The organism is Prescottella equi (assembly GCF_002094305.1).
Lineage (GTDB): Bacteria > Actinomycetota > Actinomycetes > Mycobacteriales > Mycobacteriaceae > Prescottella > Prescottella equi.
On sequence record NZ_LWTX01000007.1, the window covers coordinates 50,992 to 72,648 of the forward strand.

At 68.9% G+C, this 21,657-nt stretch carries 21 protein-coding genes; 6 read left to right on the forward strand and 15 right to left on the reverse strand.

What is annotated here, in order from left to right; genetic code table 11:
* Window positions 1-36 precede the first annotated feature (36 nt).
* The 6 genes from A6I89_RS17205 to A6I89_RS17230 all read right to left on the reverse strand — a co-directional run bounded on the left by A6I89_RS17205 (window position 37) and on the right by A6I89_RS17230 (window position 7,080).
* The gene (locus tag A6I89_RS17205) at window positions 37-1,653 is read right to left on the reverse strand and encodes a hypothetical protein (RefSeq protein WP_022595521.1); all 1,617 of its coding nucleotides are present in this window, start codon (window positions 1,651-1,653) and stop codon (window positions 37-39) included.
* A 181-nt stretch (window positions 1,654-1,834) separates the two neighbouring features.
* Window positions 1,835-2,908, reverse strand: coding sequence for a hypothetical protein (locus tag A6I89_RS17210; protein WP_022595519.1), 1,074 nt, complete (start codon window positions 2,906-2,908; stop codon window positions 1,835-1,837).
* Between the two features lie 58 nt (window positions 2,909-2,966).
* Window positions 2,967-4,445, reverse strand: coding sequence for a GTPase HflX (gene hflX / locus A6I89_RS17215; RefSeq protein ID WP_022595516.1), 1,479 nt, complete (start codon window positions 4,443-4,445; stop codon window positions 2,967-2,969).
* A gap of 80 nt (window positions 4,446-4,525) precedes the next feature.
* Window positions 4,526-5,395 (reverse strand): diaminopimelate epimerase, encoded by an 870-nt coding sequence (gene dapF / locus A6I89_RS17220; RefSeq protein ID WP_013415790.1) that lies wholly within the window; start codon window positions 5,393-5,395, stop codon window positions 4,526-4,528.
* A 21-nt stretch (window positions 5,396-5,416) separates the two neighbouring features.
* Window positions 5,417-6,352 carry a tRNA (adenosine(37)-N6)-dimethylallyltransferase MiaA gene (gene miaA / locus A6I89_RS17225; RefSeq protein ID WP_022595514.1) on the reverse strand — a complete coding sequence of 312 codons (936 nt, stop codon included), beginning with the start codon at window positions 6,350-6,352 and terminating at the stop codon, window positions 5,417-5,419.
* Window positions 6,340-7,080, reverse strand: a complete 741-nt coding sequence (locus A6I89_RS17230) for a class III extradiol ring-cleavage dioxygenase family protein (RefSeq protein ID WP_044990893.1) — start codon at window positions 7,078-7,080, stop codon at window positions 6,340-6,342. The genes miaA and A6I89_RS17230 overlap by 13 nt, the downstream gene beginning before the upstream one ends.
* A 165-nt stretch (window positions 7,081-7,245) precedes the next feature.
* Here A6I89_RS17230 and A6I89_RS17235 point away from each other — a divergent pair, with 165 nt between their 5' ends.
* Complete coding sequence (locus tag A6I89_RS17235) at window positions 7,246-8,604, forward strand: DUF349 domain-containing protein (RefSeq protein ID WP_022595511.1); 1,359 nt, start codon at window positions 7,246-7,248, stop codon at window positions 8,602-8,604.
* 88 nt (window positions 8,605-8,692) lie between these two features.
* Here the strand turns inward: A6I89_RS17235 and A6I89_RS17240 are convergent, their stop codons facing one another.
* Window positions 8,693-9,295 carry an Rv2732c family membrane protein gene (locus tag A6I89_RS17240; protein WP_005513706.1) on the reverse strand — a complete coding sequence of 201 codons (603 nt, stop codon included), beginning with the start codon at window positions 9,293-9,295 and terminating at the stop codon, window positions 8,693-8,695.
* Entirely contained in the window at window positions 9,292-10,809 is a 1,518-nt protein-coding gene (gene miaB, locus A6I89_RS17245) for a tRNA (N6-isopentenyl adenosine(37)-C2)-methylthiotransferase MiaB (RefSeq protein WP_005513707.1), read from the reverse strand. The genes A6I89_RS17240 and miaB overlap by 4 nt, the downstream gene beginning before the upstream one ends.
* Before the next feature lie 211 nt (window positions 10,810-11,020).
* Between miaB and A6I89_RS17250 the strand changes: the two genes are divergently transcribed.
* From A6I89_RS17250 to A6I89_RS17270, 5 genes are all read left to right on the forward strand, one after another.
* Window positions 11,021-11,749 (forward strand): amino acid ABC transporter ATP-binding protein, encoded by a 729-nt coding sequence (locus A6I89_RS17250; RefSeq protein ID WP_022595510.1) that lies wholly within the window; start codon window positions 11,021-11,023, stop codon window positions 11,747-11,749.
* 17 nt (window positions 11,750-11,766) lie between these two features.
* Window positions 11,767-12,612 (forward strand): glutamate ABC transporter substrate-binding protein, encoded by an 846-nt coding sequence (locus A6I89_RS17255; protein ID WP_022595509.1) that lies wholly within the window; start codon window positions 11,767-11,769, stop codon window positions 12,610-12,612.
* Window positions 12,613-12,627: 15 nt separating this feature from the next.
* Window positions 12,628-13,311 carry an amino acid ABC transporter permease gene (locus tag A6I89_RS17260; RefSeq protein ID WP_005513714.1) on the forward strand — a complete coding sequence of 228 codons (684 nt, stop codon included), beginning with the start codon at window positions 12,628-12,630 and terminating at the stop codon, window positions 13,309-13,311.
* A complete protein-coding gene (locus tag A6I89_RS17265; RefSeq protein ID WP_005513715.1) occupies window positions 13,308-14,231 on the forward strand; it encodes an amino acid ABC transporter permease in 924 nt (307 codons plus the stop codon). The genes A6I89_RS17260 and A6I89_RS17265 overlap by 4 nt, the downstream gene beginning before the upstream one ends.
* A 90-nt stretch (window positions 14,232-14,321) precedes the next feature.
* Window positions 14,322-14,891, forward strand: coding sequence for a hypothetical protein (locus A6I89_RS17270; RefSeq protein WP_022595508.1), 570 nt, complete (start codon window positions 14,322-14,324; stop codon window positions 14,889-14,891).
* Between the two features lie 17 nt (window positions 14,892-14,908).
* Here A6I89_RS17270 and recX read toward each other — a convergent pair whose 3' ends face one another.
* The 7 genes from recX to A6I89_RS17305 all read right to left on the reverse strand — a co-directional run bounded on the left by recX (window position 14,909) and on the right by A6I89_RS17305 (window position 21,644).
* Window positions 14,909-15,436: a recombination regulator RecX gene (recX, locus tag A6I89_RS17275; RefSeq protein WP_231813766.1), complete on the reverse strand. Its 528-nt coding sequence runs from the start codon at window positions 15,434-15,436 to the stop codon at window positions 14,909-14,911.
* Window positions 15,437-15,657: 221 nt separating this feature from the next.
* Entirely contained in the window at window positions 15,658-16,695 is a 1,038-nt protein-coding gene (gene recA, locus A6I89_RS17280; protein ID WP_005513719.1) for a recombinase RecA, read from the reverse strand.
* Between the two features lie 194 nt (window positions 16,696-16,889).
* Window positions 16,890-17,084, reverse strand: coding sequence for a DUF3046 domain-containing protein (locus A6I89_RS17285; RefSeq protein WP_005513722.1), 195 nt, complete (start codon window positions 17,082-17,084; stop codon window positions 16,890-16,892).
* Window positions 17,085-17,124: 40 nt separating this feature from the next.
* Window positions 17,125-18,273 carry a glycosyltransferase gene (locus A6I89_RS17290; protein ID WP_013415781.1) on the reverse strand — a complete coding sequence of 383 codons (1,149 nt, stop codon included), beginning with the start codon at window positions 18,271-18,273 and terminating at the stop codon, window positions 17,125-17,127.
* A gap of 35 nt (window positions 18,274-18,308) precedes the next feature.
* Entirely contained in the window at window positions 18,309-19,292 is a 984-nt protein-coding gene (locus A6I89_RS17295; RefSeq protein WP_022595507.1) for an LLM class F420-dependent oxidoreductase, read from the reverse strand.
* A gap of 215 nt (window positions 19,293-19,507) precedes the next feature.
* Window positions 19,508-21,019, reverse strand: a complete 1,512-nt coding sequence (locus A6I89_RS17300) for a glycerol-3-phosphate dehydrogenase/oxidase (RefSeq protein WP_022595506.1) — start codon at window positions 21,017-21,019, stop codon at window positions 19,508-19,510.
* Window positions 21,020-21,056: 37 nt separating this feature from the next.
* The gene (locus A6I89_RS17305; protein ID WP_044990891.1) at window positions 21,057-21,644 is read right to left on the reverse strand and encodes a TetR/AcrR family transcriptional regulator; all 588 of its coding nucleotides are present in this window, start codon (window positions 21,642-21,644) and stop codon (window positions 21,057-21,059) included.
* Window positions 21,645-21,657: the final 13 nt, after the last annotated feature.

Here is a 21,657-nt window from a genome sequence, read left to right on the forward strand (position 1 = left end):
GGACGGTGGGCGGCCGCGTTCGCCCCTACAGCTCGGTCAGCTCGCCGGGACCATCGGGTACGTGCGATCGACCCCGTTCCCCTCGACCCGCACGGTGAGCGGAGTTTCACCGTTCCACACGTGTGCGGCCACCGACGCGGACGAATCGACCGGAATGCTCACCGGACCGCCGGTGGTCACGTCCCGATCCCGAACGCCGTCCCGGTGCCGGACATCGAGCTTCAGAGATCCCGGGAGCCCTACTCCACGGAGGGCGTACACGTAGTCGCCGTCGGTCTCGCGAGCCACCGACAGGGTGCTTCCCGGCAGCACACGCAGGCCGGTCCCCACCGCCGCCACCGACCAGTTCGCCTGCTCGCTGGCCAGTCTCAGCGTCGGCGCGAGGACGGAGTTGCTGCTCAAGTCGAACTTGCGCTGGTCCTGATCGACCTTCACCGAGGTCCGCGCTCCGGGCGAGAGTTCGATGTCGTCGATCTCGTTGATCCAGCCGTCACCGTAGAGGGAGACGTCGACGTCCGCCGCCGGGCCTGCAGGGACACCGTCCAACGTCATCTCGAACGCGACGCCGGCCGGAACCCGGAATGTGTTCGTGTTCCGGTTGTCGAAGATCTCGACCTGCTCGAGTCCCTCGATTTCACCCCCGCCGGGCGCAGTGATGTCGAAGTCCCAGTCGATGATCGTGCCGTCACGATTCTTCGCATTGTCCTTCACCACGACGAGCACCGAATCGTCACCCTCGTCCTTGCAGATCAGGCATTCGTGGACCGCGGGTGTCTGCGGAAGCTGGAAGAGGTTCATCGGATTGTCCGGAGACCCGATGAACCGGTATTTGCTCTCCGCCGGGACCAACGCTGTCGTGTAGTACCAGGTGTCGGCGCCCGGGTTGGCCACGATCATGTTCTCGACGCCGGGGAAGTTGTTGTCGTACACGACGATCCCGATCCTGCCTTCACCGAGGTCACGCACCGCGATCGGCGTTACCGCGTGACCACCGACACCCTCCTGGAAGATTGCGAGCAGGTAGTTCTCACCGCGGTCCCAGGCCGCCTCGAGTTCCTCGACGATCCCGGCGACCGGGAAGGCTGCCCGGGCACTGTTGGTGGGCGGAGAGTACTGGGTGCTCGCGTACCGAGTGATCAACCCGTCGAGCAGATCTGACGGCGGCGCCTCGTAAACACTCAGGCCGGCGGGCAGGTAGTCCGCCTTGTCGAGTTGCCCGGTTGCGAACAGGCCCGCCAGCGCGGCGAAGCCGAAACAGTGCCCGCCGCCCGCATTCTCGTTCATATCCGCCTGGAGTGCCTGGCCGGTCGCTGTCAGAACGCAACCGTCGTCGACGATTCGCGCGCAGATACGGTCGCCGTACAGCGTCTGCATCATCGAGGGCGTCAGGCCCCGCCGATGAGTCGCGTCGGCGCTCCCCCAGTTCGCGAACGAGAACCCGTCGCGCTTGACGTCGAATCCGCTGGTCGCGATCAAAGTGCCCGCGGTGGGATCGACCGGCTCGTACGATTCGCTGGACTCGGACGACCCCAGTGAGGAGCCGAGGGAGCCGCTCGACCCGAGAACGCTCGCGGGCGGTGCTGCGCCCGCCGTCGTGGCGAATGCCGATAGAGAAAGAACTGCCGTGAAGACCGCTGCCCAGAGCCGTCGCACTGTGCCTCCCTGTTCATTTTTCCTGTCGCCCATTGAAATCCGGCAGGCGGGACGCTAGCGGACAACCGTCCGAAATCAACCGATTGACCGGTTTACGTGGGCGCGAGTCGCGTCATTCGCAGAAGGTGTCTCCTCCGATCCGACGCGTTCGCCGCGGGGAGGTCAGTGCCGACGTGAAGGATCAGTGCCGGCGGGGACGCGAGCGTCGCCACACGAGGCCGAACGTCGCGAGCCCGGCCACGAGTGCACCACCGAGAAGGACGGGCGTGGACCACTGCGCGGCTCCGTCGTCCGGGCCGGCGCCGTCGGACGCCTCCGTCGTGTCGGACGCGGCCGGTTCCCCTGTCGACGCCGAGAGCGATACCGAACCGCCGGACCACGATTCGTTGCGGGTCAGGTCGACCGCGCCGGGCAGAACCTGCAGCGGGGGCAGCGGACCGCCGGCGGATTCCGATCCGGCAAGCAGGTCGCCGCCCGGAGTGAACGCAATGGCCTCGCCCTGCGGCTGATTCGGCAACGCCACCCGCACCGGGGTGGTCGTGGTCAGTGCCCGCGCGAGGTCGCCGTCCGGGGCCGAGAACAGGTAGACGTCTGTGTACGTGCGCAGCGCGGCAACGGTGCCGTCGGCGCTGACGGCACCGCCCGTCACCAACGTCGATCCGCCGACGGGCACGGGACCACCCGGTGTCGTCGTCGGTCCGATTCGCAGCTCACCGACCCGCTCGAGCGTGGTCGGCCCGGGCGAGGCGAGGCCGTCGACCGACACTCCGCCGGCCGGTCGGTACACACCGTTGGCGACGAGGACTTCCTTCGTGACGATCAGCGGCACGCCGTCCCGCTGCATCAACAGCGCCTCCGCATCGTGGGGGCCGTCGGGATACGTGAGCCGGTGCAACTGCCCGTCCCCCGACGCCGGATCCAGGGCGATCAGCGCCACCGTCGACCGGGCGCGCAGGTTGTCGCCGGTGTCGGCGAGCCACAACCGGCCGTCCGGGCCGACCCCCATGTCCTCGATGTCGTACGGGTCGACCGGAACGGGCACGGTGCCGGTCACCGCACAGTTCCCGTCGAGCACGACGACGGCGTCGTCGGTGCCGCTGTCGCCGATGCCGTATGTCTTCCCGTCCAGCACCGCCAGCCCGGACAGCTCGGCGAGGGCCGGATCGGTCGGGGTGCAGACCGGCTCGAACCGGGCGTTCGGCAACAGCACGCCGGAACCGCTGCTCTGCGCCGCCGCCGGACCGGCGAGCGACAACGAGGGAACAAGAGCGGCCGCGGCACCGGCCAGCCCGAGCCGGGTAGCGACGCGTCGTCTAGCCGCGCCCCGCGAACTCGTCCAGTGCCGAGGCGAGCGATTCGGGAACCCGCACTCGCATGCGGGTGCCGTCTTCCTCGTGGGTGGTGTCGAGGATCTGGCCGTCGGAGTGGATGCGTGCGACGAGGTCGCCTCGCGAGTAGGGCACGAGCACGTCGACCTCGACTTCCGGTCGTCGAACGATCTCGTCCAGTCGCGTACGGAGCTCATCGATGCCCTCCCCGGTTCGGGCGGACACGAACACCGCGCCGGGCAGGAGCCCGCGCAGCTGGGTCAGTACCACCGGGTCCGCGGCGTCGATCTTGTTTACCACGATCAACTCGGGCGGAGCGGTCGTATCGTTCTCGCGGATCACCTCGGTGACGACCTCGCGAACGGCCTTGATCTGGTCCGTCGGCAGCGGGTCGGACCCGTCCACGACGTGCAACAACAGGTCGGCGTCGGTGACCTCCTCGAGCGTCGACCGGAACGCCTCGACCAGCTGGGTGGGCAGGTGGCGCACGAAACCGACGGTGTCGGTGAGGACGTACTCACGGCCGTCCTCGAACGACGCCTGCCGGGTCGTCGGATCCAAGGTCGCGAACAGCGCGTTCTGGACCAGCACACCCGACCCGGTGAGGGCGTTGAGCAGGCTCGACTTGCCGGCGTTGGTGTATCCGACGATCGCGACGGACGGGATCTCGCTGCGAAGGCGGTGGCTGCGCTTGGTGTCGCGCGCCGCCTTCATACCCTTGATCTCACGCCGCAACTTCGCCATCCGCTCGCGGATGCGCCGGCGGTCGGTCTCGATCTTCGTCTCGCCGGGACCGCGCAGGCCGACGCCGCCGTTACTGCCGGCACGGCCACCGGCCTGCCGGGACATCGACTCGCCCCAGCCGCGCAGCCGCGGCAGCATGTACTCCATCTGCGCCAGCGCGACCTGCGCCTTGCCCTCTCGGGACGTCGCGTGCTGGGCGAAGATGTCGAGGATCAGCGCCGTCCGGTCGATCACCTTGACCTTGACGACCTTCTCCAGCGCGGTGAGCTGGGCAGGCGTGAGCTCGCCGTCGCAGATCACGGTGTCGGCACCGGTCGCGAGAACCACCTGCCGCAACTCGTCGGCCTTGCCGGAACCGATGTAGGTGGCTGCGTCGGGCTTGTCGCGCCGCTGGACCAGACCCTCGAGCACCTCGGAGCCGGCGGTCTCGGCGAGCGCCGCGAGCTCGGCCATGCTGGCGTCGGCCTGAGCGGCGGTGCCGGACGTCCAGACGCCGACGAGCACCACACGTTCGAGACGCAGCTGCCGGTACTCGACCTCGGTGACGTCGGTGAGCTCGGTGGACAGACCCTGAACACGCCGCAGGGCGCTGCGCTCGTCGAGCTGCATCTCGCCGACGGACGGCGCCGAGTGGTCGTCGAAGTAGTCAGCCTCGTCGGAGGCCGTGTGCTCGGCGGTGTCGTCCGCCGACTGGGAGTGGGTGCGATGTGTTTTCGTCATACACCTTCATGGTCCCACGAAGCGCGAGTGCGGTGCACGCCGATTTCGGTCCGGCCCCGGCGCCCCGGGCCCGACGCCGATCATCCCAGCTCGGTCCACCAGCGGTCGTCGATCCGACCGGCGGCGACCAGCATCGACGGACCGCGCAGTGCGGCGCGGCCACCGTCGACCGAAACCTCGACGCGACCACCGGGGACCCGCACCTCGACCTTGCCGTCGGCGTCACCGTGCGCGCGCAGCGCGGCCACCGCGGCCGCGACCGTGCCGGTGCCGCAGGACCGGGTCTCCCCCACACCACGCTCGTGGACGCGCATCTGCACGGCCCCGTCGACGAGCGCGGTCAGGATCTCGATGTTGACGCCCTCGGGGAAGAACCCGGGGTCGAATCCGGGCGCGGCCGTGAGGTCGAGCGACGCGAGCGACGCCGGGGTCAGATCGGGATCGACGCAGGCGAGATGCGGGTTGCCGACGTCGATGCCGATGCCTTCGAGAACACGTCCGCCCACCGTCGCGGTGGAGGTTCCGAGCTCGCGCACCCGGCCCATGTCGACGGTGACGTCGCCGTGGACGTGATCTGCGGAGTGCACATGTACCGGACGGGCGCCGGCCCGGCTACCCACCACGAACTCGTCGCGCAGCTCCAGCCCCGTCGCGCGCAGGTAGTGCGCGAACACCCGTACACCGTTGCCGCACATCTCGGCGATCGAACCGTCGCCGTTGCGGTAGTCCATGAACCAGTCGTCGGCGCCGACGCCCTCGGGCAGCTCGGGCAGCACACCGACCGCGGCAAGCGCACCGGCCCGCGCGACGCGCAGGAGGCCGTCCGCTCCCAGTCCTCGACGGCGGTCGCACAACGCGGCGACACGGTGCGCCGGCAGCGCGAGATCGACATCCGGATCCGGGAGGATCACGAAGTCGTTCTCGGTACCGTGGCCCTTGCTGAATTCCATGCCGTCAACTCTAGCGGGACGTCAGTGCTCGCCGATCGCGCGCAGCACACCCTCCAGCAGAGCCGGATCGGCACCGTCCACCCAACGCACCCGGGGATCGCGGCGGAACCAGGACCGTTGCCGGCGCACGTAGCGGCGAGTGCCGATGAAGGTGCGCTCCAACGCCTCTGCGCGGTCGTACTCCCCGTCGAACATCGCGAGCACCTGCGCGTAGCCGATCGCGCGCTGCGCCGTCACCCCCTCCCGCAGGCCCACCCCGACGAGGCGCTCGACCTCGTCGACGAGACCCCGGTCGAACATCTGCTCGGTACGCAGCCGGATCCGTGTGTCGAGCGCCTCGGTGTCGCGGTCGACACCGAAGATCGTCGTGCCCCAACGTGGTTCACCGATCTTGGGAGCCGACGCCGCGAACGGCTTGCCGGTGAGCTCGACGACCTCGAGTGCGCGCACCATGCGCCGACCGTCGGTCGGCAGGATGGAGGCCGCTGCTTCCGGATCGACCCGTTCGAGCTCGGCACGCACCGCGGCAACCCCGCCCTCGGTCAGAACCGACTCCCAGTGCGCACGAATCTGCGGGTCCGTCGCGGGGAAAGCCCACTCGTCGAGCAGCGACTGCACGTACATCATCGATCCGCCGACGATGACGGGCACCGCGCCGCGGGCCCGGATGTCCTCGACGTCGCGCACCGCGGATTCCTGGTATCGCGCGACGGTGGCGGTCTCGGTGACGTCCAGGACGTCCAACTGATGGTGCGGTATGCCGCGACGCTCGGCCACCGTCAGCTTCGCGGTGCCGACGTCCATGCCGCGGTACAGCTGCATCGCATCGATGTTGACGATCTCGCCACCGAGTCGCTCCGCGAGGTCGAGGCCGAGATCGGATTTGCCGGTGGCGGTGGGGCCGACGACGGCGATCGGTGTCGGTCCGGGTGCCCGGGGAGAACTCACGGCAGCCACATTCCGACGTGGTAGCCGACACCGTACGGCGCACCGCGGTACGACGATTCGGCCTTCCGCGGCTGACCGGTTCCGGTCACGTCGCCGAACACGCCCGAAAGTACCTGCCAGGCAGCACGTCCGGCGAGCCCTACCGCTGCGCACAACTCCGGGTCCAGCGCGGCGAGCGCGGCCGGGTCACCGGCGGCCAGGGCGCGGTCGAGCGCAGCCTCGACGTCTGCTGATCGTTCGTCGAACGCGCCCGGGGCCTTGTCCGTCAACGTGTTCGCACCGTCGGCGATCACGAGCAGACCTTGTGCGGTGGTGGACTCGTCGAAGTCGGCCCGCAGTCGAGCTCCGAGCCGCGTGCACTCGGCGGCCGGAGTGTCGGCCGCCAGCGTCCGCACCCGCACCCGGACCGACGGCGCCGCGCGCCCCCGCAGCCAACCGGCGACCAGGGCCGCGAGCGGCATGTCGGGGTCCGGTGCCGTGGGCGGGGCGTCGGACAGCGACACCGGGAGGTCGACTCCGAAACCCCGGAACGTGCCGCACGATTCGGGGGCCACGTCCGCGGGCCCGCGCCCGACCTCGGCGACACCGATCGCCGTCCACTCGACGCACGAGTCGGCCAGCCGGCCCGCCACGTCCAGCGCCGCTCGGCGCAACCGGTCGGTTTCCGACGCTGCGGCACCGGCCAATTGGGGAACCAGCAGTGGCGGCGAGGGCACGAAGGCTGCGGCTGTCAACACACTGCGCCACGGTAGTCGACCCGAGGTGACGCCCTCGGAGGGTCATACCTGTTTCAATAGTCGTGGACAGTCGCTGCACGCTCCCACCGGCCCCGACCCGAGAGGGTGCGGTGAGAGGCGACAGTGTGATGAGGCAGCCGTGACGCGCGGCAGAGACGAGGAGCTATGACCGACAGCAACGCACCCAAGCCGGGTACCCCCAAGCCGGGTTCCCCGAAGCCGGGCGCTGCCAAGCCCGGTGCCGCCAAGACCGCCGGCGCCCCCAAGTCCGGTCCTGCCTCGGCGCATGCCCCTCACACCGCCGCCCCCAGCAATCCGAGCCTGTTCGGCCGCGTCGACGACGACGGTACCGCCTGGGTGAAGACCGCTGACGGGGAACGACAGATCGGCTCCTGGCAGGCGGGCGACGCCGCCGAAGGCCTCGCCCACTTCGGCCGCCGCTACGACGATCTCGCGACCGAGGTGGCCCTGCTCGAGGCTCGTCTCGCGTCCGGCGCGGGCGACCCCAAGAAGACCAGGTCGGCCGCCGAGGCACTCGCCGAGACCCTGCCGACCGCGGCCGTCATCGGCGACATCGACGCGCTCAGCGCGCGACTGGCGGCGATCGTGGAAGGCTCCGAGCAGGCCGCGACACAGGCGAAGCAGGAGAAGGACCAATCCCGTCAGGAGCAGACGGCCCGCAAGGAAGCGCTCGCCACCGAGGCCGAGCAGCTCGGGAACGAATCGACACAGTGGAAGGCCGCCGGCGACCGTCTGCGCGAGATCCTCGACGAGTGGAAGACGCTGCGCGGACTCGACCGGAAGACCGACGACGCGCTGTGGAAGCGGTTCTCGAAGGCCAGGGAGGCGTTCAACCGTCGTCGTGGCACCCACTTCGCCGAACTCGATCGGGAGCGCGCCACCGCGAAGACCCGCAAGGAAGAACTCGTCGCGCAGGCCGAGGCACTGTCGGGCTCCACCGACTGGGGTCCGACCGCAGGCGCGTTCCGTGACCTGCTCGCCGAGTGGAAGGCGGCCGGGCGTGCGCCCCGGGACGCCGACGACGCCCTGTGGCGCCGGTTCAAGGAGGCGCAGGACGTCTTCTTCGCCGCCCGCAACGCGGCCGCGTCCGAGCGCGACGCCGAGTTCGCCCAGAACGCGGTGGCCAAGGAGGAACTGCTCGCGAGTGCCGGGAACATCGACCCCGACAAGGACATCGATGCGGCTCGCGCCGCCCTGCGCGACCTCCAGGAGAAGTGGGACGCGATCGGCAAGGTCCCCCGCGAGCGCATGCACGACCTCGAGAGCAAGCTCCGCGCGATCGAGAAGCGTGTCCGCGAGGCCGCCGACTCCGAGTGGCGTCGTACCGATCCCGAGGCGCTGGCGCGTGCCGCCCAGTTCCGCGAGCGTGTCACGCAGTTCGAGGAGCAGGCCGCGAAGGCCACGGCCGCCGGCAAGACCAAGGACGCCGAGAAGGCGCTCGCTCAGGCCCAGCAGTGGCGTGAGTGGGCCGAGGCGGCCGAGGGCGCGGTCAACGAGCGCTGAGTGACGAACGAATGAGGGGTGCGACGCCGGTCGGCGTCGCGCCCCTCATTCGTCGTCCGGGATTCGTTCGTCCGGGCGGATCGTCCTCTCAGACGGTCCAGTCGTTGTGCGAATCCGGGTCGGCGGCGTTGCGGCGCGCCTCCTCCGCCGCGAGCTGCATGGCCGTGCGGGTCCACACCACCTTCAACCAGTGGAACGTGAGCACGATGACCGTGATCCAGCCCAGGATCAGGCCGATGCCAGGGCCCGCGCCGGACGCGTCCGCGACCGGGAGCGTCTGCCGCGACCAGATCGCCAGCATGCCGAACACCGTGGAGACCGCGGTGCCGGCGAGCGCGACCCACGCAAGCACCCAGCGCCGCGTGACGAGCGCCAGGATCGAGAACACGCCGCCGAACACCAGCGCGAGCCACACGAAGATCCGGGACGGCAACTTGACGTGCTCGTCGACGGCGGGCTGGGCGTAGATCAGCACGTCCCAGCCGTTCGCCGAGCCGGTGTGCGGCAGGGTGAACGACAGCAGCAGGACGAGGACGCACACCGCGACGACCACGGCGCGCATGCCGGGATCGATCTCGCCGGCGATCTTCTTCTCGGCCGCCTCGAAGTCCTTCTGGTACTCCTCGATGGGGTCGGGGGTGTGCCCGCCGGGGCGGTTCTCGTGGTCGGCCGCGTCGCCGCTGGCACTCATGCGTTGCATCCCATCTGTGCTGGCAGCGGCGCGGGGACACCCACCTGGGGCAGTCCCAGCCCGACGCCGATCGGTGGAGTCTTCGGGGTGACTCCACGTTCGAACGAATCACCGGCGCGGGTGCGGCGGTGCGTGAGGACGGTGTCGTCGGCGACGAGGTGGTGCGGGGCCGCCGACGTGACGACGACGGTGATGACGTCGCCGGGGCGCAGGTCGCCGTCGAGGTTGCCCTCGGGCTTGAAGTGGACCAGCCGGCCGTCCCGCGCCCGGCCGCTCATGCGCGCGGTCTCGGCGTTCTTGCGGCCGTCGCCCGCGGTCACCAACAGCTCGACCTCGGTGCCGACGAGCTTGCGGTTCTCCTCGAGCGTGATCTCCTCCTGCAGCGCGATGAGGCGGTCGTAGCGCTCCTGCACAACGGCTTTCGGGAGCTGACCGTCCATCTCCGCGGCGGGCGTTCCGGGACGCTTGGAGTACTGGAACGTGAACGCGCTGGTGAAGCGCGCCTGCCGGACGACGTCGAGGGTGGCCTGGAAGTCTTCCTCGGTCTCTCCCGGGAAGCCCACGATGATGTCGGTCGTGATGGCGGCGTGCGGCATCGCGGCGCGCACCTTCTCGATGATCCCGAGGAACTTGGCGCTGCGGTACGAGCGGCGCATCGCCTTGAGGACGCGGTCCGAGCCGGACTGCAGCGGCATGTGCAGCTGCGGGCACACGTTCGGCGTCGTCGCCATCGCCTCGATGACGTCGTCGGTGAACTCGGCCGGATGCGGCGACGTGAACCGCACTCGCTCGAGCCCGTCGATCTGCCCGCACGCGCTCAGCAGCTTCGCGAACGCGCCGCGGTCGCGCGGGAGTTCCGGATCGGCGAACGAGACGCCGTACGAGTTCACGTTCTGGCCCAGCAACGTCACCTCGAGCACGCCCTCGTTCACGAGCGCCTGGACCTCGGCGAGAATGTCGCCCGGACGACGATCGACCTCCTTGCCACGCAGCGACGGCACGATGCAGAACGTGCAGGTGTTGTTGCAGCCGACGGAGATCGACACCCAGCCGGCGTACGCGGACTCGCGCTTGGCCGGCAGGGTCGACGGGAAGGCCTCGAGCGATTCGAGGATCTCGACCTGAGCTTGCTCGTTGTGCCGGGCCCGCTCGAGCAGCGCGGGCAGCGAGCCGATGTTGTGGGTGCCGAAGACGACGTCGACCCACGGCGCCTTCTTGACGACCGTGTCGCGGTCCTTCTGCGCCAGGCAGCCGCCGACCGCGATCTGCATGCCGGGGCGCTCCTCCTTCACCGGCGCAAGATGGCTGAGGTTGCCGTACAGCTTGTTGTCGGCGTTCTCGCGCACCGCGCACGTGTTGAAGACGACCAGATCGGCCTGCTCCCCCGGCACGGCCTTGGTGTAGCCGGCGTCCTCGAGCAGACCCGACAGCCGCTCGGAGTCGTGCACGTTCATCTGACAGCCGTAGGTGCGGACCTCGTAGCTGCGTCCGGCATTCTGGTCGATCGTCTCCACGCATCCAAGGGTACGGCCCCCGGCAAAACCGCCTGTCGTGGCCACATTGTTCGCCTGGACCCGACCCGCGCACGTGGAGCGCTCGACCGCCCGGAGACTTGATCGTTCAAGATCTACAGGCGCTAGACCAGCGGGTACGTAATGAGTCCCTATAGGGTTACGCGTTATGACGCAGCCTGAGACCACCGGAGCGGCTCCCGGTACCCCGTCGATGATCTCCATGAAGGAGGTCAACAAGCACTACGGGGACCTGCACGTCCTCAAGGACATCGACCTGGAGATCCCGAGCGGCCAAGTGGTCGTCATGCTCGGCCCGTCCGGGTCGGGCAAGTCGACCCTGTGCCGCACGATCAACCGCCTCGAACCGATCGATCGCGGCTCCATCACGATCGACGGCGTACCGGTGCCGGCCGAGGGACGAGCCCTCGCCAAGCTGCGCTCGGATGTCGGCATGGTCTTCCAGAGCTTCAACCTCTTCGCCCACAAGACGGTCCTCGAGAACGTCATGCTGGCGCCGGTGAAGGTCCGCAAACTGGACAAGGCGGAGGCCAGGAAGCGCGCCCACGCACTGCTCGAGCGGGTCGGCATCGACTCGCAGGCCGACAAGTACCCGGCCCAGCTCTCCGGCGGACAGCAGCAGCGCGTCGCGATCGCGCGATCCCTCGCGATGGACCCCAAGGTGATGCTCTTCGACGAGCCCACCTCGGCCCTCGACCCCGAGATGGTCAACGAGGTCCTCGACGTCATGGTCAACCTCGCGAAGGAAGGCATGACGATGATCGTGGTCACCCACGAGATGGGATTCGCGCGCAAGGCCGCGGACCGGATCATCTTCATGGCCGACGGGTCCATCGTCGAGGACACCGACCCCGACACGTTCTTCACCGCTCCGGAGTCGGACCGCGCCAAGGACTTCCTCGGCAAGATCCTCGGACACTGACGGGGACGGACCACATCATGAAACGCATACGCATCCGAGCGCCGCGCGCGCTCGCACTCGCCGCCGCCGTCACCGCGGTCGTCCTCACCGCCTCCGCGTGCGGCAGCAGCGAGCCACGGGACGTGCTGGCCGACGCCGCCGAGGGGCAGCTGACCATCGGCACCAAGTACGACCAGCCGGGTCTGGCCCTGCGCGAACCCGACAAGACCATGACGGGGTTCGACGTCGAGGTCGCCAAGTACATCGCGAACTACCTGGGGGTACCCGAGAGCGGGATCACCTGGCGCGAGGCGCCGTCGGCGCAGCGCGAGAACCTCATCAAGAACGGTGAGGTCGATTTCGTCGTCGGCACCTACTCGATCACCGACAACCGCAAGAAGGTGATCGACTTCGCCGGTCCGTACTACGTGGCGGGGCAGTCGCTGCTGGTCCGCGCCGACGACGACTCCATCACCGGAGCGGAGTCCCTCCAGGGCGGCAAGAAGCTGTGCTCGGTCTCGGGATCGACACCCGCCCAGAAGATCGCGAAGTCGTACCCGGGCGTCCAGCTGCAGCAGTTCGACAGCTACTCGTCGTGCGTCGAGGCGCTGCACCGAGGCAAGGTCGACGCACTGACCACCGACGACATCATCCTCGCGGGTTACGCCGCGCAGTATCCGGGCGAGTTCAAGCTCGCCGGCCAGCCGTTCACCACCGAGTTGTACGGCGTGGGCCTGCCGAAGGGCGAGACCGAGGCGCGCATGAAGATCAACGACGCCATCGAGGACATGATCGCGACCGGCGCCTGGCAGCGAGCACTCGAAGAGACCATGGGCGACTCCGGCTACGCGCTGCCCGCGCCGCCGTCGGTCGACCGGTACTGATGCGGAGGAGGTGACATGGGACTGATCGATACTTACGGTGACCAGCTCGTCAGTGCATTCTGGACGACGGTGCAGCTCACCTTCTGGTCGGCGCTCGGCGCCCTGATCTGGGGCACGATCCTCGCCGCGATGCGGGTCTCCCCCGTTCCGATCCTGCGGATCTTCGCGACCTGGTACGTCAACATCTTCCGCAACACGCCGCTGACACTGATCATCGTGTTCTGCTCGGTGGGCCTTTACCAGAACCTCGGCGTGCACTTCGCGCCGGAGGATTCGTCGACGTTCATCGACCAGAACAACTTCCGCCTGGCAGTGCTCGGTTTCGTCGTCTACACCGCCGCGTTCGTGTGCGAATCGCTGCGCTCGGGCATCAACACCGTGCCGATCGGACAGGCCGAGGCCGCGCGGTCGCTCGGCCTCACCTTCACCCAGGGCATCCGGATGATCGTTTTGCCGCAGGCATTCCGAGCGGTCATCGCGCCGCTCGGCAGTGTGCTGATCGCCCTGACGAAGAACACCACGATCGCCTCGGCCATCGGTGTGGCCGAGGCGTCCCTGCTGATGAAGACGATGATCGAGAACGAGGCGGACAAGCTGTTCCTGGTCTTCGGCATCTTCGCCATCGGCTTCATGATCCTGACGCTCCCCGTCGGATTCCTGTTCGGTTACCTCGGCAAGCGTCTGGCGGTGAAGCGATGACCCAGCAGTCGAGCGTTCTCTTCGACATTCCGGGCCCCCGCGCCCGGATCCGCAACCGGATCATCGCAATCGTCTTCGGCATCGTGCTGGTTGCGCTCGCGCTGTACGTGCTCAACGTGCTGGCCGACAACGGGCAGCTCGAGGCCGACAAGTGGTCGCCGTTCCTGGACCACTTCACGTGGACGACGTATCTGCTGCCGGGCCTCAAGGGCACGCTGCTGGCGGCGGCGTTGTCGATCGTCTTCGCCCTGATCCTGGGTGCGATCCTCGGCATCGGCCGGCTGTCCGACCACCGCTGGGTCCGCTGGCTCAGCGGGGCGATCGTCGAGTTCTTCCGTGCGATCCCGGTGCTGATCCTGATGATCTTCGCCTACCAGGCGTTCGCGCAGTACGGCGTCTTCCCGTCCAGCCAGTTGGCCCTCGCGGCCGTCGTGGTGGGTCTGACGCTCTACAACGGCTCGGTGATCGCCGAGATCATCCGCGCCGGCATCCTCTCGCTACCCAAGGGCCAGACGGAGGCCGCGTCCGCGCTCGGTATGCGCAAGAGCCAGATGATGCGGTTGATCCTGCTGCCGCAGGCGATCACCACGATGCTTCCGGCTCTGGTGTCGCAGATGGTCGTGGCGCTGAAGGACTCGGCGCTGGGCTACCAGATCGGCTACATCGAACTGATCCGCAGTGGTCAGCAGGCGGCGTCCTACTACCGCAACTTCTTCGCCGCGCTGATCGTGGTCGGCGTGATCATGGTGATCATCAACTTCGCGCTGACGTCGTTCGCGACATGGCTCGAGAAGCGCCTGCGCACCGGCGGCAAGAAGGGCGGGCGACCCGCCGTCGTCCCGATCGACACCAACGAACTGGACGGCGCGCCCGGCATCGACGACTTCAGCGATACCGTGCAGTCGCGGCAGCCGCGCTGAGCCACCCCGAGCATCCGAAGGGCTCGCAGAGGATTCCGATCCTCCGCGAGCCCTTCGGTTTTCGGCCCCGAACTGCCGCATACTCGAGGCATGGCCGCCGACTTCTCCTGGACGCAGTTCCTGTGGAACGTCTTCATCTTCGTGGGTGTGCCCGGCTTGTTCGGTGCTCGAGTCGTCCGATCCGTCTGGCGATCGGAGCGTGCCGAACTGGGTGGCCCGATCCCCGGGCGCACGGGCGGCCGGCTCGGGCTGTGGGCGACGGGACTGGTTGCGTCGGCACTGGGATTCCTGGCCTGTGCGGGCTGGCTCAGCTGGTCGGCCGACTCCGCGGGTGAGTTCCGCGGACCGGCGCTTCCCGCGCCGAACAAATTCCCGACCTGGCAGGTAGTGGCGTGCGGCGCCACAGTGGTGCTGGCGTGTTTCGTTGCCGCTCACCTGTCGCGTTGGACGAAGGCGGGAGGCCTCGCCGCCGCCATGGGTACGACAGCGGGATTCACGACCGCGTTCGCCGTCGACGCGAGTCGGACGATCGCCAGCCAGGAGGGAGTGGGGCTGGCGTTCTCGGTGCTGGGATGGGGCATCGGCCTGGGTGTGCTGATGACTCTCAGGGGCATCTGGTTGACCAGCCGGTACGGCCGGAGAAGACAGCGCGGGCTCTGACCGGCGCGGGCGAGAGCTCAGAGATCCGGAAGCTCGCCGGTGTCCGCCCCCAGTTCGGCCAGCTCCGCCTTGACGACCGTAAACGACAGACCCGCCGGATATCCGCGACGCGCGAGCATGCCGACGAGCCGCCGCATCAACCGTTCCCGGTCGTCCCGGTCGGAGATGTCTGCCGACGTGGTTCGGAGAAGCTTCTTGCGGACCAGCTCGGCGGCCCGCTCGCGCTCGTCGTCGGCGCTGATCTGCGACAGCGCCTCATTGGACGTACTGTCGTCGATTCCCTTGCGGCGCAGCTCGGTTGCCAGCGCCCGCCGCCCCTTCCCGGAGTAGGTGTGCCGGGAGTGGACCCACTGCTCGGCGAAGGCTGCGTCGTCGACCAGCTTGACCTCGGTGAGTCGGTCGAGGACCGTGTCGATCACCGCCTGCGGGTAGCCCTTCTGCGCGAGCTTCTGCTCGAGTTCCGCGCGACTGCGGGCACGGTCCGTCAGCAGCCGCAGGCACACGTCCTTCGCCCGTGCCGCCAGCGTCTCCGGGCTGCCCTTCAACTCGAATGGCTCACCGTTCTCCCCGACCCGCCGTCCACGGCCTCTGTTCGAGGCACGTCGCCGGCCGGTGGTGACGTCGTCACTGCCGTACCGGTCGTACTGACTGTCGCCGTCGCGGTGGTCGGCGGAACTGCTGTCGGCGTGGCTGCTGTGGTCGCTCATAGCTGAGGCTTCGTCTCCGGTCCGGCACTACGGCTGGACCGGAGACGTGCGTCGTCGACCTAGAAGTCGGCCTGCTCGGCGTCCTCGTCGGTCAGGACGGCGCCGATGCCGAGCTTCTCCTTGATCTTCTTCTCGATCTCGTCACGAATGTCGGTGTTCTCGAGCAGGAACTTGCGGGCGTTCTCCTTGCCCTGGCCCAGCTGGTCACCCTCGTACGTGTACCAGGAGCCCGACTTGCGGATGAAGCCGTGCTCGACACCCATGTCGATCAGCGAGCCTTCCTTGCTGATGCCCTGGCCGTAGAGGATGTCGAACTCGGCCTGCTTGAACGGCGGCGACACCTTGTTCTTGACGACCTTGACGCGGGTGCGGTTACCGACCGCGTCGGTGCCGTCCTTGAGGGTCTCGATGCGCCGGACGTCGAGGCGGACCGAGGAGTAGAACTTGAGCGCCTTACCACCGGTCGTGGTCTCGGGTGAGCCGAACATGACGCCGATCTTCTCGCGCAGCTGGTTGATGAAGATCGCGGTGGTGCCCGAGTTGTTGAGGGCACCGGTCATCTTGCGCAGCGCCTGGCTCATGAGACGGGCCTGCAGACCGACGTGGCTGTCGCCCATCTCGCCCTCGATCTCGGCTCGCGGTACCAGCGCGGCGACCGAGTCGATCACGATGATGTCGAGAGCGCCGGAACGAATCAGCATGTCCGCGATCTCGAGCGCCTGCTCACCGGTGTCGGGCTGCGAGACGAGCAGTGCGTCGGTGTCGACGCCCAGCTTGCGGGCGTACTCCGGATCCAGCGCGTGCTCGGCGTCGATGAACGCCGCGACGCCGCCGTTGGCCTGAGCATTGGCGACCGCGTGGAGCGCAACCGTCGTCTTACCCGAGGACTCCGGGCCGTAGATCTCGACGACGCGACCGCGCGGCAGACCGCCGATACCGAGCGCCACGTCCAGCGCGATCGATCCGGTGGGGATCACGGCGATGGGCTGACGAGCCTCCTCACCCAGACGCATCACCGAACCCTTGCCGAAGCTCTTGTCGATCTGAGCAAGCGCCAGTTCGAGCGCCTTGTCGCGGTCGTGTGCCTGTGGTGCCATCGTGGTCCCCTTTTCGAAGTCTCGTCCAGCGATCTGAGGTTCAGGTTAGAGCTCGGTACCGACAACTTCGCCGGCGCGAACGTTCCGAACCGCCACGATCAGCCGCTACCCGTGGACGCATCGGATACCACCAGCATAAGCGAACACGTGTTCGAGTCAATCACCGGAGCCGTTCGCTCGCGCGGCGGCGCGATCTATCGGCGCTGCGCCGGGACGTCGAACTCGTCGCACAGCGCGCGCCACACCGCCTTGGGGTCCACTCCCGCCTCGATCGCGTCGGCGGCGGTCTTCCCGCCCAGGCTCAGGATCACGTGGTCGACGAGGATGGAGTCGCCACGGACCTGCCCGAACTCGTCGCGGACGAGATCATTGAATTCGGTCAGTCGCACACATGCCACCGTAGTCGAATCGGGCGCTCGGCTCCGCGGCTCACCCGGCGACCGAGCGGCACACCTCGACGGCGTCGGCGACGTCGGCAACCCCGTCTGCAGCCCGGCGTGCGGCGGCCGCGAAGGTGGGATCGCCGAGGACGCGTCGCACACCGTCTCGGAGAGCGTCCACGGTCAACGGCCGGATCAGGACACCGCTGCCCTGCCGGACGACACGATTGGCCACCTCCCACTGGTCGCCGCCACCGGGCACGGTCACCAGCGGCACCCCGGCCAGCAGTCCCTTCGCGAGCACGCCGTGACCGGCGCCGCACACCAGCGCGGACGCGTGCCGCAGCATCTCGTCCTGCCGGCCGTAACCGGCGCGCACCCAGTCGGGCAGTTCGATATCGGGCGTCTCGAACAACGTGACCAGCATCCGCACACCCAGGCCGTCGAGGGCGCGGATCGCGGTGTCGAGCATGCCGCCGGCCCCGGTGGACGCCGTGGACGGCGCGAGCACGATCAGCGGGCCCTCGCCCGGCGGCGGCTCGAGGACATTGTCGGCGGGCTCCCATACGAGCGGACCCACGACATACGCATTCGCGGGCCAGTCGGGCCGGGGAACCTCGAGCGCGGGCAGCGTCGCGACCAGCCTGGCCGCCGGCCCCGGGTCGTCGAACGGTAGGCCGACACTCGCGCGTGCCTCACCACGCTGGTCCCTGCCCTTGCGGATAGCGGGCGCCGTCATCGCCCGCAGCACCGTGTCGCGGACCCGGCCACGCATCCCCGTGCCGGGAGCGAGTCCGGAACCGATGGGCGGCAAGCCCTTCGACGGCAGGTACAGCGGATGCGGCGACAACTCCACCCACGGGACCCCCAACCGTTCGGCCGCCATGCCACCACCGACGGTGATGACGTCGGAGACCACCAGGTCAGGCGCGACGGCCCGCAGGTCCGGCAACAGTGCGGTGGAGACGTGCGCGGCCCGGCCGTGGATCTTCGACCCCGAGTCGGTGTCGTCGTCGAACTCGCGCGGTGCGAGACCGCCCAGCTTGCGGGCCTCGATCCCACTGTCGCGGGCGACATCGAGCCACCGTCCGTCCGAGAAGAACACCGGATGGTCGCCCGCGGCAACGAGTTTGCGGCACAACGCAAGGGCCGGGACCGCATGTCCGGCTTCGGGTCCGGCGACGACTGCTACGCGCATCCGGACAGCGTGCCACACCCGCTGCCCGGCACGGTTCAGCCGCGCACGAGCGGCCCCAGGGTGCGCCCGGCCAGTTCGACGATGCCCGGCTGGTGCCCGTTGGCGACGAGATTGACGATGACGCCGTCGATGCCGGTGTCGAGCACGCGTGTCTTGATCTGCTCGGCGACCTCGTCGGGGCTGCCGACGAACTGACGGTCGGTTGCCACCGCACGTTCGGCGACGGACAGCGCAGACAGATCGATGCCCCGGGCCAGGAGGAACTCCCGCTGCATCGCGCGGGCCTTGTCGCCGTCCTCGTCGATCATCACGAACGCGAGAAAGCTCGTCTCGAGGGTCGAACGGTCCCGGCCGGCCTCCTCGCAGCGCTGTGCGAGCGCCTCGAGCTTGCGAGGCAGTTCGACGGCGTTGGCAATGATGTTGAGGTGGTCGGCGTAGCGCGCGGCCAGCCCGAAAGTCTTCTTCTCGCCGCCACCACCGAGCAGGATCGGCAGGTCGTTGCGGATGCGCGGCTCGTTGACGGCGTTCTCGACGCGGTACCACTTGCCCTCGAACGTGGGCCGCTCACCGTGCAGCATCGGGGCGATGATCTGCAGCGCCTCGTCGAGCCGTTCGAATCGGTCGGTGAACGTACCGAACTCGAATCCGAGCTGCTGGTGTTCGAGTTCGAACCAGCCGGCTCCGATACCCAGGACCGCCCGACCGCCGCTGACGACGTCGAGCGCCGACACGGTCTTCGCGAGCATCGCCGGGTTCCGGTAGGTGTTGCCGGTGACGAGCGCGGACAGCTGGATGGACTCGGTCGCCGTGGCGATTCCGGCGAGCGACGTGTACGCCTCGAGCATCGGCTCGTCGGGCTCGCCGATGCCGGGGAGTTGATAGAAGTGGTCCATCACGAACACGGCATCGAACCCGGCCGCCTCGGCCTCGCGCGCCTGGGTGATGACAGTCGGAAACAGGTCCCGTACAGGTGTCGAGTAACTGAAATTCGGAATCTGGTAGCCCAGTCGAATACCCATGTGGGTCGACGCTACGCCGATTCCGCCGATCGGCACTTCGAATGCGTTACCACCCAGACGAATTCCGACCTCTGATGTCGCGTATGCCGTTGTCGTCGCGTATTGCGCGCAACCTGTGGACCTGGGTGGTCCTCCTCGGCCCGACCGGCCGAACGAACTGGACGGGCGCGAACAGGTACTTCGACGTGCTCGACCCACAACCCCCTGGTGAACGCTCAGTGCCCGCCCAGCGCGCGCTCGGCGGCCGGAAGCGCCCGCTCACGGTCTGCTGCAACGAGACCGATCCGGGTGCGCCTGTCGAGGAGATCGTCGATGTCGAGCGCGCCCTCGTGGCTGACCGCGAACGCCAGTTCCGCGTGGGTGACGTCGATGCCGTCGGCGACGGGGGTGAGCTCGCCGCAGTCGGCGACGAGGCCGGCCTCGCTGCCGTACCGCGCCACCAGCGAGGCCGGCAGGTTGCGCGGCGCGGTCCGGTCCGCGCCCACCGCCCGCAGATCCGTCGTCACGCACGGGCCGGCGGTCAGCCCGCCCGCCGCGATCGCGGCATCGACCGCGTCCTGCGCCATCTTGCGGTAGGTGGTGAGCTTGCCGCCCACGACACCGACGACGCCGTTCGACGAGCGGAGTACCGCGTGGTTGCGGGACAGGTCCGCCGTCTCCCCCTCGCCGGTGTCGAGCAGCGGTCGCAGCCCCGCGAACGTGCCGAGCACGTCGGAGCGGGTGACGGGCGTCGCGAGCGCAGTGTTGACGGTGTCCAGCAGAAAGTCGATCTCGCTGTCGGAGGCGACCGGGACATCGGGAATCGCACCGTCGACGGCCTCGTCGGTGAGCCCCAGATAGACCCGCCCCAGTTGGGCGGGCAGCGCGAACACGAAACGGTTGGTCTCCCCCGGGATCGGCACGGTCAGTGCGGCGGTGGGGTTGCCGAGTAGTTCGGCGGGCAGCACCAGGTGGGTGCCGCGGCTGGGCTTGAGACGGATGTCTGGGTCGACCTCGCCGGCCCACACCCCCGCAGCATTGACGACGGCACGTGCCCGGATCGTCAGTTCCTCGCCGGTCAGCTCGTCGCGCAGACGGGCCGAGTCGCCGGTGACGTCGTAGGCGCCGACGCGGGTGAGGACGGTGGCGCCGTGCGCCGCGGCGGTGCGGGCGAGCGCGACGACGAGCCGGGCGTCGTCGACGAGTTGCCCGTCGTACGCGAGCAGGCCACCACGTAGTCCGTCGCGCCGCACGGCCGGAGCGAGCTGCGCGGCGCGCTCGGCGTCGACCCGGCGGGACCGCGGCAGCACCGACGACGGCGTCCGGGCGGTGACGCGCAGCGCGTCGCCGGCGAGGAATCCCACCCGGACCAGCGACTTCTCGAACATGCTCACCGACGGCAGCAGCGGCACCAGCTGCGGCAGCGCCCGCACCAGATGCGGTGCGGTACGGGTCATGAGGATGCCGCGTTCGACGGCGCTCTCGCGGGCGATCCCGACGTTGCCGGACGCCAGGTAGCGCAGTCCGCCGTGCGCCAGTTTGGAGCTCCAGCGGCTCGTGCCGAAGGCGAGGTCGTGTTTGTCGACCAGAACCGTGCGCAGCCCCCGCGACGCCGCGTCGAGCGCGGTGCCGACCCCGGTGACGCCGCCACCGATCACGAGGACGTCGACGTCACCGCGGTCGCCGAGGCTGTCCAGCTCGCGCCGGCGCCGGTCGGCATGGAGCGCGGACTTCGGGTTGTCCTGCACGGTGGTTCCTCCTGATCGTGGTGCTGGGGATGCCGCGTCAGCGCGGCGCGAGGTAGGTGTCGACCGCGACCGCCAGTTCTGCGGTCAGGGCTTCCGGGGGCAGCACCTCGGCCACCATCCCGGCCGACTGAACGGCCGACTGCGCGATCAACAGCACCATCGCGGCGATGTGGACGGGATCGCCCGCGCGGATCGATCCGTCGATCTGGCCCGCGGCAACCGCCTGCGAGACCCGCTCGACGATGGCTCGCTGGCTCGTGCCGAGGCGGTCGACGATGTAGGTCATCAGCAGGTCCGGATCCGACCGCAGGATCTTCACGAACAACGGGTGCTCCCGCATGCCGGTGGCGACCTCGACGACGGCGCGCACCAACTGGACCCGGGCGGGCTCGTCGCCGTCCATGTCGGGGATGACGACGCGGATCTCCCGTGTCAGCAGGTCGGCGACGACGGCCCGGGTGTCGGGCCAGCGCCGGTACACGGTGGGACGGCTGACGCCCGCGCGGCGCGCCACCTCGGCGAGCGTCGTGCGGCGGAGACCGAAGTCGAGCACACACGAGCGCGCCGCGTCCAGGATCTGGTCGTCGACGCTGGGAGCGTCCGAAAGCTCGTTACAGATAGACATCGTGTGTAACACT